Source organism: Gilvimarinus sp. F26214L (genome assembly GCF_054401055.1).
The window spans coordinates 288,434-303,154 of sequence record NZ_JBTIYG010000002.1; the positions used below are offsets into that span (position 1 = coordinate 288,434).

Sequence of the window (14,721 nt, forward strand, 5' to 3'; positions counted from 1 at the left end):
TAAGGTTGCAGTCAATGAACATTCAGAAGACCTCCCCACCCTTGCTGCCGGAAATTCTGTCCCTCCACGGTAAGTGGCGCGCCCGGCAGCCCGCTCTGGTGTGTAACGACGTCCAATGGACCTGGGCTGAACTGATTGAGGCCAGCCACCGCTTTGCCCACGGCTTGATTGCCCACGGCATTCGACGGGGCGACCGCATCGGCGTGGTCATGTCCAACGGCGCGACCATGGTACAGGCCCTGCTGGGCACCATGGCGGCCGGCGCTGTGTCCGTGCCCATCAACCTCTCGGTGTCGGACGAGGCACTGGTGAAAATGATGCACGACGCTGAAGTGAGAGCCATTGTGGTGACCGGTGACCAGCAAGCACGCATCGACGTTTTGCGCCGTCAGATGCCACCGGCCACCGCGATGTTCATCAGCGAAGGAGTTGGTGACGGCTGGACCACCATTGAGCAATTGTGTGTCGACCGCCCGACGAGCTTGCCGGAGGTCGGCCTCGCCGACGATGACCTGCTCAACATTATTTACAGCTCCGGCACCACCGGCATGCCCAAGGGCATTGCGCACACACATCGGGCGCGACGGGACTGGGCCTACGATCTGACCATCGCGCTTCGCTATCACGGTGCAGTTAGAACGCTCCTGACCATCGGCCTCTACTCCAACATCTCCTGGGTGGGGATGTTGTGCACATTGCTCTCGGGGGGGACGCTGGTAGTCCATCAACGCTTCGATGCCGCCGCCTTCCTCGATACTGTGGAAAGCGATCGCATTACCCATACAGCCATGGTGCCGGTTCAGTACCAGCGTGTTGCCGACGAGCAGGAGAGGCTGCCGCGCAATCTGGGATCGATGCAGGCCATGATGTGTTGCGGCTCGCCCCTGCATCCGCAATTGAAACAGACAATATTCAAACAGTTTCCCTGCGGGGTGATTGAGCTGTATGGGTTGACGGAAGGGATCATCACCACCCTGGAGCCGGAAGCGGCAGAAGGACGGTGGGCCTCGGTAGGCAAGCCATTGGTGGGTACGGACATCGCCATTATTGATGACCGGGGCGGCTTTCTTCCGCCCAACGCCAGCGGGGAAATCATCTCCCGCGGGCGCATTTCCATGCAGGGCTACTTCCAAAACCCCGAAGCCACCCTGGACAGCCAATACACGGACCCGGACGGAAGGGCCTGGCTGCGCTCCGGTGACATCGGCTACCTGGACCCGGAAGGCTACCTCTACATCGTGGACCGCAAGAAGGACATGATCCTCTCCGGAGGGCAGAACATTTATCCGCAGGATATCGAAGCGGTGCTGCTCACCCATCCGGCAGTCTACGACGCGGCAGTTATTGGTGTGAAAAGTCGTCGCTGGGGCGAAACGCCCCTCGCCCTTGTGGTGCGGACCGAAGGACATTCGGTGGAGGAGGCGGTCCTCCTGGACTGGGCTAACCAGCGTTTAGGCAAGCAGCAGCGTTTAGCGGATCTGAAATTCACATCGACACTTCCGCGCAACCCCAATGGCAAACTGCTCAAGCGCGAGCTGCGCAACGAATTTGAAGATGTAATCTATGAGTGAGTACAACGAGCTCTGGTACCGAAGCGCGGACGGTCTGCGGCTGTTTGCGCGGGACTACTCCGGCAGCCGAAGCGGTGCCGACCCGACCATCGTCTGCATTCCGGGGCTGACCCGCAACTCTGCCGATTTTCATCAGCTCTGCGTGCACCTTCAGGCCGGCTTCAGAGTAATCGCAGTGGACCTGCGCGGTCGGGGCCGTTCGGACCGCGACGAAAATCCGGCCAACTACCACCCGGGGATCTACGTGGAAGACGTCAACAGGCTGATCGACGAGCTTGGACTGGCCTCCGTTGTCTTTGTGGGCACCTCGCTGGGCGCGCTCGTGTCCATGCTCATCGCCGCCGCGCGCCCCCGGCTTCCGGCGGCGTTGGTCCTCAACGATTTTGGGCCGGAACTCCGGAAGCAGGATCTGCAACGGATCAAGTCCTACGTAGGCAACGTCGCGCCGGTTGCCGACTGGGAGGCGGCGGTCAATCAGTGCAGGGCGGTCAATGGCAGAGAGCTGCCCGACCTGAGTGACCGCCAGTGGCTGGACTTCGCCAAAAATCTCTACCGACAAGAGCCGGGGGGCAATCTGGTGCTGGACTACGATGCACGCATTGCCGAGCCTTTCAACCAGAGCGAAGCGGACCCCGACCCGGCGGCATTGTGGGCGGTGTACGACGCCCTGCCCGATGTGCCACTACTCGTCCTGCGCGGAGCCTTGTCCGAGCTGTTGGGAGCGGAGTGCGTAAAGGAAATGCAGCGGCGACGCGACAAGTTGAACTGGGTGGAGGTGCCAAACCGGGGCCACGCGCCGCTGCTGAACGAACCGCCCGCACTGGAAGCCATTGATGGGCTGCTGCGCTCCCTGAAAACATGAGCGCAGCCCACGGGCGTTGACCTACAGGCCCGGCACTGGAAAGGATTGGCAGAAGGAGCGGACCTTAGTGGCAATCGTCCCCAGTGCGCGTTCATCCTCCCCGGACCGAAGTGTCTCGCAAATCCAGGCGGCAATCTGCTCCATGTCTGCCTCCACCATACCCCGTGTCGTTGCCGCCGGCGTGCCCAGGCGAATGCCGCTGGTGGTAAGCGGCGGCAGCGGATCGTCCGGGAGGACCTGCTTGTTGGTGGTGATGCCCACGAGATTCAGAAGATGCTCCGCCTGCTTCCCCGTAAGCCCGAAGCTGCTCATGGTGTCGACCACCATGAGGTGGTTCTTCGTTCCACCGGTTACCAATTTCGCACCCGTGCCAGCCAGGGCGCTTGCGAGCGCTCTTGCATTGTCGAGCACCTGCTGGCAGTAGTCCCGGAATGCGGGACGGGAAGCGAGCAACAAGGTGGTCGCTGTGGCAGCCACCTGATTCATGTGCGGCCCGCCCTGTAAGCCGGGGAACACGGACTTGTCGATTCTCGGGCCGAACTCCTCTTTGCAAACGATCAAACCGCCCCGGGGGCCGCGCAGAGACTTGTGCGTAGTGGTAGTGATGACATCAAAGCCTGCGTCCAGAGGATTTTGCATTACCTTCCCTGCCACCAGACCACCAATGTGGGATATATCCGCCATGGTCAGAGCGCCCGCTTCGTCGGCAATTGCTTTGAATTTACGGTAGTCCATGTCACCCGGATACGAGGAGTAACCACAGAGGAGCAGCTTCGGTCTGTGTTGCAAAGCCAACTCCCGCACCCCCTCGTAATCGATTGCGCCACTGGCCGGGTCCGTCCGGTAGCGGATAAACCGGAACAGGCTGCCCATGTGGGACACCGGAGCGCCGTGAGTCAGGTGACCGCCGTGCGAGAGGTCCATGGCCAGGATCGTGTCGCCGGGCTCGAGCAGCGCGAGATACACCGCCTGGTTCATGGCGGAACCGGACAAGGGCTGCACGTTGGCATGCTCGCCGCGGAACAGCTCACAGGCGCGGTTCCGCGCAAAGTTCTCGATGGTGTCGGTGAACTCCTGCCCCCCGTAATAGCGCCTTCCGGGGTAGCCTTCCGAGTACTTGTTGGTAAACACAGAACCGAGCAGGGCCAGCACTTCCGGGTCGGTGTAATTTTCCGATGGAATCAGTTCGATACCATCGCGCTGGCGTTGTTGCTCGCCCAGGAGCGCGCGATAGACATGAGGGTCCGTGGTTTCGAGGCGGGACAGGTAATCCGTGAAGTGTGCGTGCATGGGCCATCTCCTTGTGAACGGATGAAGCCCAGGCGAACGGCAGGACAGATGCACACAGAGTGGCACCCGGGTTGTGCTCCCTTGTGGTTTGTTCCACCGCAGGCCGCCGCAAGGCGCGGAGCGCTGCTCTCGCCAGTTACACAACCGCGTTCAGCATAAACCTGCGCGGGGTTGCGAACAAGCCCTCAGGGATCGAGGAATTTCACCGCGCTGGTGTCCGGATCCCGGGACTTCCCTGCCTGTTCCAGGCGCTGCAGGTAGTCCTGCCAGTACTCCTCCTGATGCCGGCCCAGCTCGTAAAGGTAGTCCCAGGTGTAGATGCCACTGCCGTGACCGTCGTCGAAAATGAGGCGCACGGCATATTGGCCGGCGCGCTCCACCCCGGTAAGGCTCACGTGCTGCTTGCCGCTTTGCAGGACCGCCTGCCCGGGCCCGTGGCCCTTCACCTCGGCGGAAGGGGAGTACACCCGCAGGTACTCCGCCGGGAATTGGAAGCAATCACTGGCGAAATCCACTTCGAGGATGCGGGACTTCCGGTGCAGGTGGATTTTCCGGGGCGCGGTCATGGCTAGAGAATGAAGCGGCTCAGGTCTTCGTTCTTCGCCAATTGCTGGAGGTGATCGTCCACATACCGGGCATCGATGGTCACCTCGCGCTCTTCCTCACCGCAGCTGAATGAAACGTCTTCCAGAAGTTTTTCCAACACCGTGTGCAGGCGGCGGGCACCGATGTTCTCAGTGGTTTCGTTCACCTGGAACGCGGTTTCCGCGATGCGGCGAATGCCGTCGGGGGTGAAGCGCAGGTTCACGCCTTCGGTATCGAGCAGGGCAATGTGCTGCTCAGTCAGCGAGGCATTCGGCTCTGTGAGAATGCGTTCGAAGTCGTCGGGAGTGAGGGCTTCCAGCTCAACCCGAATCGGGAGACGGCCCTGCAACTCCGGAATCAGGTCCGAAGGCTTGCTGAAGTGGAAGGCCCCCGAGGCGATAAACAGGATGTGATCGGTGCGGATCATTCCGTGTTTGGTGCTCACGGTGGACCCTTCGATCAGGGGCAGCAGATCCCGCTGCACACCTTCCCGGGAAACGTCGCCGCCCGAAGTGCCCTCACTGCGCTTGGCCACCTTGTCGATCTCATCGAGGAAGACGATCCCGTTCTGTTCTGCGGCTTCGATGGCCCGGGCCTTCGTTTCCTCTTCGTTGATCAGCTTGCGCGCTTCTTCTTCCGTCAGTTTTTTCACCGCCTGTTTTACGGTGGTCTTGATCTTCTTGGTGCGCCCGGAAGACATGGAAGAAAACATGTTCTGAAGCTGGCTGGTCATGTCCTCCATCCCCGGCGGCGCCATGATCTCGACGCCCACCGGAACGGCGGCCACTTCTACCTCTATCTCCTTGTCATCCAGCTCCCCTTCCCGCAGTTTCTTGCGGAAAATCTGTCGGGTGTTGGAATCGCCGGACTCCACATCGCTGCTGCGGGCAGAAGGGAGCAGAATATCCAGGACGCGCTCTTCGGCAGCGATTTCCGCGCGGTAGTGGACCCGATGCATGGCTTCCTCGCGCTGTTGCTTGATGGACACCTCCACCAGATCGCGAATAATGGATTCCACGTCCCGGCCCACGTAGCCCACTTCGGTGAATTTGGTGGCTTCCACCTTGATGAAGGGAGCGCCCGCCAGTTTCGCCAGGCGCCGGGCAATCTCAGTCTTGCCCACACCCGTGGGTCCGATCATGAGAATGTTCTTGGGGGTGATTTCGTTGCGAAAATCCTCGTCCAGTTGCATGCGGCGCCAGCGGTTGCGCAGGGCAATGGCGACGGCCCGCTTTGCGGCCTGCTGGCCGACGATGTGGCGGTCCAGCTCGTGGACGATCTCGCGCGGGGTAATCTCGGACATATCACTGCAATCCTGTGGATGAGCTAGTAGCTGAGCTCTTCGATGGTGAAGTTGTGGTTGGTGTAGACACAGATGTCGCCGGCGATGCTGAGGCCTTTTTCCACAATGGCGTGGGCGTCCAGCTCGGTGTTCTCCAGCAGGGCGCGGGCGGCGGACTGGGCGAAGGGACCCCCGGAGCCGATGGCGATCAGGTCGTTTTCGGGTTGGATTACATCCCCGTTGCCGGTAACGATCAGGGACGCTTCCTTGTCGGCTACCGCCAGGAGGGCCTCCAGGCGGCGCAGGGCGCGATCCGTGCGCCAGTCCTTGGCAAGTTCGACGGCGGCTCGGGTGAGATTGCCGCTGTGGGCTTCGAGCTTGGCTTCGAAACGTTCGAAGAGGGTGAAGGCATCGGCGGTACCGCCGGCGAATCCGGCCAGCACCTGGTCCCGGTAGAGCCGTCGCACTTTGCGTGCGTTGCCCTTCATGACTGTGTTGCCCAGGGAAACCTGGCCATCACCACCGATGACCACCCGGTTGTTGCGCCGGACTGAGAGAATCGTGGTACCGCGGTACTGTTCCACAAGCGTTCCTTTGTTGAGTCAATGGCTGTGCCGCCGGGCGCGAGGGCGCTCGCCGCAACAGGCATAAGAAACGTATCAGGTGGGGGCGTCGCCCCGGAAATTCAAGAAGATGCAAGGATTCGGCCCGCGCCCCGGAGGGGTCAGCCGTCTGCCTTGCGCTGCAGCAGCAGGCTGCTCAGCTCATTGTTGGCCAGCGTGCCGCGGGCGCGGGACATGTTGGCGTGGGTGTCGAAGGGGCCGACCAGAACACGGTGCCAGGTTTCGGCGTTGCGGACCTTGACTGTTTCTACTGTGGCGTCCAGGTTGAGCAGAATCAACTGGGCGCGCAGGCGGTCCGCATCCTCGGGGTTCTTGAAAGAGCCCACCTGCAGAACGTACTCGATGTTTTCCTTCCGGGCCGCAACTTCCTTGCGGGGAAGCGGGTCCGGCTTGACCACCACCTCGCTTTCCTTCAGCAACTGATAGAAGTCAAAGCGCGGCTTGGGAGCGTCATCCTCCTGGGGCTCGGCGGGCTCCTGGGGTTCGATCGTTTGCACCGCTTCGCTCAGCCGTTCGTCCAGTGTGCCGGGCTGGGGCGGGATGCCCGCCAGGTAGATCAGGAACATGACAAAGGCGCCCAGCACCGAGCCGGTAAACAGCCACACCCAGGCGGGCACCTGAGTCCGGGGCCGCGGGCGGGCCTGGGGACGAGGCTTTTTCTTGGCGTAGTCGCGGGTCATGTGCAGGCAGTGGTGGTCGGCGGAATGGGCCCGAATTGTACTCGAGTTTCCCGGCACTGTCAGAGAACCCCGCCACCAATACAGGCCCGCTGCGGAGCGTTCAGGCCATGTCCTGAGGGTCCACATCCACCGACCACCGGCTGCGCCGGCTCAGCGCATGGTTTTCCATCTGTTCGCAGATCGCCTTCACCACCTGGTGCAGGAGCCGCCGGTCTTCGCTGTTGATGTGGAGCTGAAAACAATAGCGGTCCTTTTTGCGTTCCATGAGCGCCGGCAGCGGCCCCAGATAGCTGAGTTGTCGCGACGGGGGAAACAACCGCTGGGCCACCTGGCGCGCGGCCGCCAGGAAATCACTGGCGTTTTCCGCGCGCTTGGATTCGGCGCGGATCAGCGCCAGATAGCGATAGGGCGGCAGGCCTGCCAGTTGCCGCTCATGCAGCAGGCGGCGCGCATAGCGGTGGTATCCCTCCTTGATCAGGCTCTGAATATTGGGGTGTTCGCAGTGATGGCTCTGGATGATCACCCGCCCCGGTTTGTTGGCGCGCCCGGCCCGACCCGCCACCTGGATCAGGAGCTGGCCCATCCGTTCGGGACCGCGAAAGTCGCCGCTGAACAGGGCACCGTCGATGTCGATCATGGCGACCAGAGTGACGTCCGGAAAGTGGTGCCCCTTGGCCAGCATCTGGGTGCCCACCAGAATGCAGGGCTGCCCTTCCTGCACCTTTGCCAGCATGCCCTGCAGGGCCTGCTTGCGACGGGTGGTGTCCCGGTCCACCCGAATCACGGGATAGTCCGGGAAGGTTTGCTGAAGAAAGGCCTCGCTGCGCTCGGTTCCCTGACCCCGGTATTCCAGGTCCTTGCTGAAGCAGTCCGGGCAGGTGTGGGGCACCGGTCGCTGAAAATCGCAGTGATGGCAATGCAGGTGCGGCGGGTACTGGTGAACCGTAAGCTTGGCCGAACAGTTCTTGCAGTCGGCAATCCAGCCGCAGTCGTGGCAGATCAGGGCCGGGGCGAATCCGCGCCGGTTGATGAACACGAGAGCCTGGTTGCCCTTTTCCAACTCGCCTTCGATCTGGGCGAGAAGCTGGGCGGAAAAGCCTTCACTCAGGGCTTGCCCACGCAAATCGATCAGCGCCACCTCGGGGGGGCGGGCCGCGCCGGCTCTCTGGGTCAGGCGCAGGTGCAGGTAGCGCTGGTGGCTTGCGTTGTACAGGCTTTCCAGAGAAGGGGTGGCACTGCCCAGCAGCAGGGGGATGCGGCTGCGTTGGGCGCGCACTACGGACAAGTCCCGCGCCGAATAGCGAAAGCCATCCTGCTGCTTGAACGAGAGGTCGTGCTCCTCGTCGATAATGATCATGCCCAGGCGGGGAATGGGGGTGAAGACCGCGGAACGGGTACCGATCACGATCCGGGCATGGCCGTGCCGGGCCTCTAACCAGCCCTGCAGTCGCTCGCGGTCGTTCAGACCCGAATGCAGCGCGGCAATGCGCACCCGGAATCGCCGCCGGAATCGCCCCACCAATTGCGGTGTGAGGCCGATTTCCGGAACCAGCACCAGGGCGGAGCGGCCCTGTTCCAGCACCCGGGCGATGGCCTGCAGGTAGACCTCGGTCTTGCCACTGCCGGTCGCTCCTTCCAGCAGGTAGGTGTTATAACCTTCGTAGCGCACCTGGTCGAGGGCGGCCTGTTGCTCGCTGTTCAGTTGCAGGGGTGCTTGGGCCAGCAGATCCCCGCTGATGGCTTCGGGCTCGACCGTCGCTTCGCGCACCGAAACCAGCCCCTTGGTTTGAAGCTGCCGCAGCACCTCGGTGCCCACGCCCAGATCTTTCAGCTCGCTGCGGGCAAGGTGACCCCGTTCGTGCAACAGGTCCAGCACAGCGGACTGGCGGGGGGCCCGTTTCAGGGCACCCAGCGGTAGTCCCCTGCCTTCGGTGCTGAGCTCCCAGACCGATTCGCGGGGAAAGGCGGCCGCTTCTCCCTGGCGCAGGAGGGTGGGCAGGGCGGTCGCGAGGGCTTCGCCCACCGGGTGCTGATAGTAGCCTGCCGCCCAGCGGCACAGGTTCATCACGTCCGGGGGCAGGGGGGCTTGCTGGTCCAGGTTGCGGATGGCCGGTTTCAGTTGTGCCGGGCTGAGGCTGCTGCTGGAGCTGATACCCAACAAAACTCCCACCAGCTTCTGGGGTCCGAAAGGCACCAGGATGCGCATGCCCGCCTGCCAGGTCTCCAACTCGGAGGCCGGCACATCCGCCGGCGGCAGGTAGTCGAAGGTGCGACGAAGCGGCGTGGGGACGGCGACGTTGAGAATGTGCTGGATTGCCATGGTGCCTGCTTCTCACCGCTGGGTCTGAGTCAGACGCTCCCGCGGGCTTGCGTACAGAAAATGAACTTGCCTTGCGCTGGGTTTCTGGTAGTATGCGCCGTCTTAATTTCCCAGACTCACTCCCGAGCATTTGAACCGGCTGTCCCGAACGTCCAGTCGGCTTTCCCCCGGGATCACAGCGCCGCGGCACGAACAGTATTGATGAGGCAGCTCTGATGCAAGCAGAAATTCATCCCAAGTACGACGAAATGACCGCAACCTGCAGTTGCGGCAACGTCATCAAGACCCGCTCAACCTTGGCCAAGGACATCCAGGTGGATGTTTGCTCCGAGTGCCACCCGTTCTACACCGGCAAGCAGAAGGTGATGGATACCGGGGGCCGCATTGACCGCTTCAAGAAGCGTTTCGGTGCACGCGGAACCAAGAAGTAACTCAGCAACCCAGTTGCGCCATTTTCGAAGAACGCCTGGGGTAGTAATCTCAGGCGTTTTTTCGTTTAATGTGCAGTGCTTTTCGACACAACCTGGCCGGGGCGGCAACCACCGCCGCGGCCTGAGTGGAGCGCGCGGTTCGCTGCGTGCTCTCATTGCCGGAATAATCCTATCCATTGTTCCGGTGTTGGTTTGGGGCGCGACGTGTCCCGAGCTGACGGTTCATGAACGAGTTCGACTATCCGCAGTTCATGATGGTGATACGCTCCGTCTCACCGACGGGCGCAGGGTGCGATTAATCGCAATCAATGCACCCGAATTGGCAATCGATGGCAAAGCAGAACAACCCCTGGCCCGCGCATCACGGGAGGCGGTTGAGGCGTTTTTCGCCGACACAGAGACAGTGCATTTGTCTTTTGAGTCTCGCCGGACTGATCGTTACGGCAGAATCCTGGCCCATGTCACCCATCCATCGGGCCGCAACCTTGAAAGCTATTTGGTTCGTCAGGGCTTCGCCGTCCCGCTGGCCGTCCCTCCGGATGTGGCTCTTGCGCCGTGCCTTCAGGCTCTGGCGGAGGAGGCGCGGAGAGAGCGCAGGGGGCTCTGGGGTACAGCCTATTGGCGGCCGGTACCGGCACATCTCCTCGATCAGATGGAGGAAGGCTTTCGTCCGGTGTGCGGGCGAGTCAGCAAGCTGGATCGCCAGGCGGACCTGTGGGTGGAATTGGAAGGTGACCTCGTGATCCGGATTGCCCGCCAGGATTTCCCCTTCTTTCGCGACAGTGATTTCGATCCTGACGACGCGGACCAGTGGCCCGGTCGTTGGTTGCAGGTGAGCGGCTGGCTGCGGAACCGCAGCGGCAATCGCAGGCTGATGCGCCGCGGATTAAAGCCGTGGCTGGTCCAGGCTCGGACCCCATTTGCATTGCGATGGCAGGACCCCTCCGCCGAGTCCTGCCCACGCCCGTAGGGCCCGTCGAAGCGCTCGCCGCTTTTCACAATCGTCCCAATTTCCGGCAGCAGTCGAGACCGGCTGCGCCACACCGAAGTGAATATCAATGAGTAATGATTTCAAGCAGCAAGCACTGGATTACCACGAATTTCCTGTCCCTGGAAAACTCAGCGTTGAGCTGACCAAGCCTGCCCAGACCCAGCTGGACCTTTCCCTCGCCTACAGCCCCGGCGTGGCGGAGCCCGTGCGAGCCATCGCCCGGAACCGCGATGACGCCTATCGCTATACGGGCAAGGGCAATCTGGTGGCGGTCATTACCGATGGCACGGCCATTCTGGGCCTGGGCAACCTGGGGCCCCTCGCCAGCAAACCGGTCATGGAAGGCAAGAGCCTTCTGTTCAAGCGGTTCGCCAACATCGACTCGGTCGACATCGAGGTGAACGCGGAAAACCCCCAGGCTTTCATCGAAACCGTCGAGCGAATTGCCGACACGTTTGGTGGCATCAACCTGGAGGACATCAAGGCTCCCGAGTGCTTCGAGATCGAGAAGGAACTGATTCGTCGTTGCGACGTTCCGGTGTTCCACGACGACCAGCACGGGACCGCAATCGTAACGGTGGCGGGCATGCTCAACGCCCTGGAGATACAAGGCAAGTCCCTTCGCAAAGCGAAAATTGTCTGTCTCGGTGCCGGCGCCGCAGCAATTGCCTGCTGCAAGTTGCTGGTGGAAGCGGGCGCGAACATGGCGAATATCACCATGCTCGACAGCAAGGGCGTAATCCATGCCGAACGAACAGATCTGAACGGCCACAAGCGCGAGTTCGCCATGGTGACCGAGGAGCGCGATCTGGATGACGCGATCGTCGACGCGGACGTGTTCCTCGGAGTGTCCGGCCCGGATCTGTTGAGCGCAGCTCAGCTCAAACGCATGGCGCCCCGTCCGGTTGTGTTTGCCTGCTCGAATCCGGATCCGGAAATCGATCCGGCAACTGCCCGCGAAACCCGCCAGGACCTGATCATGGCCACTGGCCGCTCGGACTACCCCAACCAGGTAAACAATGTACTGTGTTTTCCCTTTCTTTTCAGGGGGGCGCTGGACGTGCGCGCGCGGGAGATCAACCGGGCCATGAAACTCGCGGCCGTGGAAGCAATCAGGGCCCTGGCCAAGCAGGCCGTACCCGGAGAGGTGAAGAAAGCCTATGGGGGAGTGGAGTTCGCCTTCGGGCCGGACTATATCCTGCCCAAGCCGACGGATCCGCGGTTGCTCCCGACGGTCTCGGCGGCGGTTGCCGCCGCCGCGGTGGAATCCGGCTCCGCGCGTCAACCTTATCCGGACAACTACCCGCTCTGAGAGGTAGCTGAAGACCCGTTTCCAACCCGCGCGCCGAACACAAAGGTTCGGCGCGCGGGTTGAACCTGTCAGAACAGGTCGTCCGGGTCCGTCTCACCGCCGTTGGTCAACGGTGTGAAGGAATCGTTGCGACGGCCACGCTCCGGTACGTTCTCCGTTCTGAAGTACTCAAACATGGCGTCCGGGTCGTTGGCGTCGGTGCGCAGGCCGGTCTTGCTGTTGATGCGTACGCTCACGATCCCTGGCGGTTGCGCGGGATGCTCTTCGGGCATGCCGCGCAGCGCGGTCTGCATGAACTCCATCCACATGGGCAGCGAGGCGTTGCTCCCCGTTTCGCTGCGGCCCAGCGGCGTGTTGTCGTCGAAACCCATCCAGGTCGTCGCGACGATGCGCTGGTTATATCCGGAAAACCAGGTGTCGACGCTGTCGTTTGTGGTTCCCGTCTTACCGGCCAGATCACTGCGGCCCAGGGCGCGGGCGCGGCGCCCCGAGCCAGCCTTCACCACGTCTTTGAGGATGTTGTCCATCAGATAGGCCGTGCGCTCGTCCAGAACCCGCGGTGCTACGGGAGGCCGTTCCGGTTTGGGCTCCTCGGTCTCGAGTTCCCCGTCCATCCCGCCTTCTCCGAGCAGGGCCGCGAACTCAGCCTCCCGCTGCTCTTCAAGCGACAGCAGTTGCGACTCCTCGGGTTCGGGCTGGACTGCCGGAAGGACAGTGTCGGTTTTCAATGCTTCCAGAATCTCTAGGTTTTCACATTCGCGACAGACGGTAAGAGGGCGGGCTTCGTAGATGACCTCGCCCGCGAAATCCTCGATGCGCTGGATGAAGTGTGGTTCCACCTTGTAACCACCGTTTGCAAACACGGTGTAAGCGGTTGCCACCTCCAGGGGGGTCAGCACGTGGCTGCCCAGGGCGAGGGTCAGGTCCTTGGGCAGCTCCGCTCCATCGAAGCCGAAGCGGTCCATTTCGCGGATTGCAGCGCGCACCCCCATGGAGTCCAGCAGGCGAATGGCGATGTAGTTGGTGGACTGGTACAAACCCTGGCGCAACCGGGTGGGGCCTTTGTATCTCCCCCCATAATTCTCCGGCCGCCAGACGGTCTCCAGCGTGTTGTCGTATTTCACAATGGGAGCATCATTGATGATCGAGGCCGGGGTAAAACCGTTCAGCAGTGCTGCCGTATAAATGAATGGCTTGAAGTTGGACCCGGGCTGCCGCTTGGCCTGAATGGCGCGGTTGAAATTGCTCAATGAAAAATCGAAACCACCGACCAGGGACAACAAGGCTCCGTTGTTTGGATCCAGGGCCACCAGAGAGCCCTGGGCCTCCGGGATCTGATACAGCCCCCAGGTTTCATCCGCTTCGGCCCGGACCCGGACTACCGCTCCCAGTTGCAGAGCGCCTTGTGCTCGCCGGGGCGCATTGTCCCAGGGGATTTCCACCACTGAACCATCCGCCAGCAGCGCCTCCAGGTGCTCCTCTCCGGTCTTCAGTACGGCCGCCGCGGCCAGTCCGCCGTAAGTGGGGATGGAGCGCAGCTCCTTCATCCAGGGATCGAGGTTGAGTTGCCGTTGGGGGGCGGCGGTATCTTCACCCTCTGCGCCATCCAGTGTGTAGAGGTTTTCCGGCTCCTCGTTATCGGCCGCAGCTTCCTGATCGGGGTCGTGGAATCGAGGGTCCAGAGTCAGCTCCGGCTCCCGATAGCCGTGGCGGCTGTCGTAAGCCAGCAGAGCGTTGATGACCGCCTGTTGCGCGGCGGCCTGCTTCTGGCTGTCGATGGTGGTGTAGACCCGATAACCCGCTGTGTAGGCGTCGGTGCCGAAACGCTGCAGCATTTCCTGGCGAACCATCTCTCCCACATAGGGCGCGTAGACGTCGAGGGCAAGCCCGTGGTACTTGGCTGTCAAAGGCTCCGCAACCGCAGCCTGATAGCTCGCTTCATCGATGTAACCGAGCCGAAGCATGCGGCCAAGAATCCAGTCGCGCCGTTTATGAGCGCGCTCGGGACCGTCGATGGGGTTGGAATCGCTTGGCCGTTGCGGCATGTGGGCAATCATTGCCAGTTGCGCGAGATTGAGCTCCGCAAGGTCCTTGCCGTAATAGACCTGGGCCGCCGCCCGCACGCCGTAGGCCCGGTGCCCGAAAGGTATCTTGTTTAGATACAGTTCGAGGATCTGGTCCTTTTCTAATTCTTTTTCGATCTTTAACGCAAGAAAAAGCTCTTTGAGCTTGCGGATGATGGTTTTTTCAAAGGACAGGAAAAAGTTTTTCGCGACCTGCTGGGTGATGGTACTGCCGCCCGTCTGGGTCTCACTCTGCAGCAGCATTTGTGACGCAGCTCGCAACAGACCCCTGACGCTCACCCCATTATGGGAGTAGAAACGATCGTCTTCAGCAGCCAGAAACGCTTTAATTAATAAGGGCGGTGCTTCCTCAAAGCGTATCGGAATCGTGCGCTTCTCCCCGTACTCCTGGATCAGCTTTTCGTCCGTTGAATAGATTTTTAACGGCGTCTCATATTTATATTGTCGCAGCGATTCGACAGAGGGCAAATTGGGGCTAAGGTAAAGAGACAAGCCGAACCATCCGGCCAGCGAACCACTGATCCCGGCTAAAACGACAAAAAGACAAAATGTAACTGACGAGCGGTTAAGTGGCATTTTTTTCAGTTTAATTAATGAGTTAGAGCTGAGGGTCGAGCGGTCTGATCCATTATACGGAGTTTCGGACCGCTTACCTACGAGTATGGCTGTTGCGCGGCAGAATTAAAGTGC

General features: G+C 61.4%; 12 protein-coding genes and 1 riboswitch. Of the genes, 5 read left to right on the forward strand and 7 right to left on the reverse strand.

Features of this window, described 5'->3' with window-relative positions:
• Nucleotides 1-14: 14 nt before the first annotated feature.
• Together ACURWW_RS03560 and ACURWW_RS03565 are read left to right on the forward strand one after the other, a co-directional pair.
• On the forward strand, nt 15-1,571 hold the full coding sequence (locus ACURWW_RS03560; RefSeq protein WP_445615649.1) for a class I adenylate-forming enzyme family protein: 1,557 nt from the start codon (nt 15-17) through the stop codon (nt 1,569-1,571).
• Nucleotides 1,564-2,433 (forward strand): alpha/beta fold hydrolase, encoded by an 870-nt coding sequence (locus ACURWW_RS03565; RefSeq protein WP_445615650.1) that lies wholly within the window; start codon nt 1,564-1,566, stop codon nt 2,431-2,433. The genes ACURWW_RS03560 and ACURWW_RS03565 overlap by 8 nt, the downstream gene beginning before the upstream one ends.
• Before the next feature lie 21 nt (nt 2,434-2,454).
• Here ACURWW_RS03565 and ACURWW_RS03570 read toward each other — a convergent pair whose 3' ends face one another.
• The 6 genes from ACURWW_RS03570 to ACURWW_RS03595 all read right to left on the reverse strand — a co-directional run bounded on the left by ACURWW_RS03570 (nt 2,455) and on the right by ACURWW_RS03595 (nt 9,213).
• The gene (locus ACURWW_RS03570) at nt 2,455-3,723 is read right to left on the reverse strand and encodes a serine hydroxymethyltransferase (RefSeq protein ID WP_445615651.1); all 1,269 of its coding nucleotides are present in this window, start codon (nt 3,721-3,723) and stop codon (nt 2,455-2,457) included.
• Between the two features lie 19 nt (nt 3,724-3,742).
• Nucleotides 3,743-3,873, reverse strand: a riboswitch (ZMP/ZTP riboswitch).
• Between the two features lie 35 nt (nt 3,874-3,908).
• The gene (locus ACURWW_RS03575) at nt 3,909-4,289 is read right to left on the reverse strand and encodes a gamma-butyrobetaine hydroxylase-like domain-containing protein (RefSeq protein ID WP_445615652.1); all 381 of its coding nucleotides are present in this window, start codon (nt 4,287-4,289) and stop codon (nt 3,909-3,911) included.
• 2 nt (nt 4,290-4,291) lie between these two features.
• Complete coding sequence (hslU, locus tag ACURWW_RS03580; RefSeq protein WP_445615653.1) at nt 4,292-5,611, reverse strand: ATP-dependent protease ATPase subunit HslU; 1,320 nt, start codon at nt 5,609-5,611, stop codon at nt 4,292-4,294.
• A 23-nt stretch (nt 5,612-5,634) separates the two neighbouring features.
• A complete protein-coding gene (hslV, locus tag ACURWW_RS03585) occupies nt 5,635-6,174 on the reverse strand; it encodes an ATP-dependent protease subunit HslV (protein WP_445615654.1) in 540 nt (179 codons plus the stop codon).
• Nucleotides 6,175-6,314: 140 nt separating this feature from the next.
• Nucleotides 6,315-6,893 (reverse strand): SPOR domain-containing protein, encoded by a 579-nt coding sequence (locus ACURWW_RS03590; RefSeq protein ID WP_445615655.1) that lies wholly within the window; start codon nt 6,891-6,893, stop codon nt 6,315-6,317.
• A gap of 100 nt (nt 6,894-6,993) precedes the next feature.
• Nucleotides 6,994-9,213, reverse strand: a complete 2,220-nt coding sequence (locus ACURWW_RS03595) for a primosomal protein N' (protein ID WP_445615656.1) — start codon at nt 9,211-9,213, stop codon at nt 6,994-6,996.
• Between the two features lie 215 nt (nt 9,214-9,428).
• Here ACURWW_RS03595 and rpmE point away from each other — a divergent pair, with 215 nt between their 5' ends.
• From rpmE to ACURWW_RS03610, 3 genes are all read left to right on the forward strand, one after another.
• Entirely contained in the window at nt 9,429-9,644 is a 216-nt protein-coding gene (gene rpmE, locus ACURWW_RS03600) for a 50S ribosomal protein L31 (RefSeq protein ID WP_445615657.1), read from the forward strand.
• 289 nt (nt 9,645-9,933) lie between these two features.
• Nucleotides 9,934-10,614 (forward strand): thermonuclease family protein, encoded by a 681-nt coding sequence (locus ACURWW_RS03605; protein ID WP_445615658.1) that lies wholly within the window; start codon nt 9,934-9,936, stop codon nt 10,612-10,614.
• Between the two features lie 88 nt (nt 10,615-10,702).
• Nucleotides 10,703-11,947, forward strand: coding sequence for a malic enzyme-like NAD(P)-binding protein (locus tag ACURWW_RS03610; RefSeq protein ID WP_445615659.1), 1,245 nt, complete (start codon nt 10,703-10,705; stop codon nt 11,945-11,947).
• A 68-nt stretch (nt 11,948-12,015) separates the two neighbouring features.
• On the opposite strand, the gene ACURWW_RS03615 is transcribed toward ACURWW_RS03610, so the two are convergent.
• Nucleotides 12,016-14,607 carry a penicillin-binding protein 1A gene (locus tag ACURWW_RS03615; RefSeq protein ID WP_445615660.1) on the reverse strand — a complete coding sequence of 864 codons (2,592 nt, stop codon included), beginning with the start codon at nt 14,605-14,607 and terminating at the stop codon, nt 12,016-12,018.
• Between the last annotated feature and the right edge of the window lie 114 nt (nt 14,608-14,721).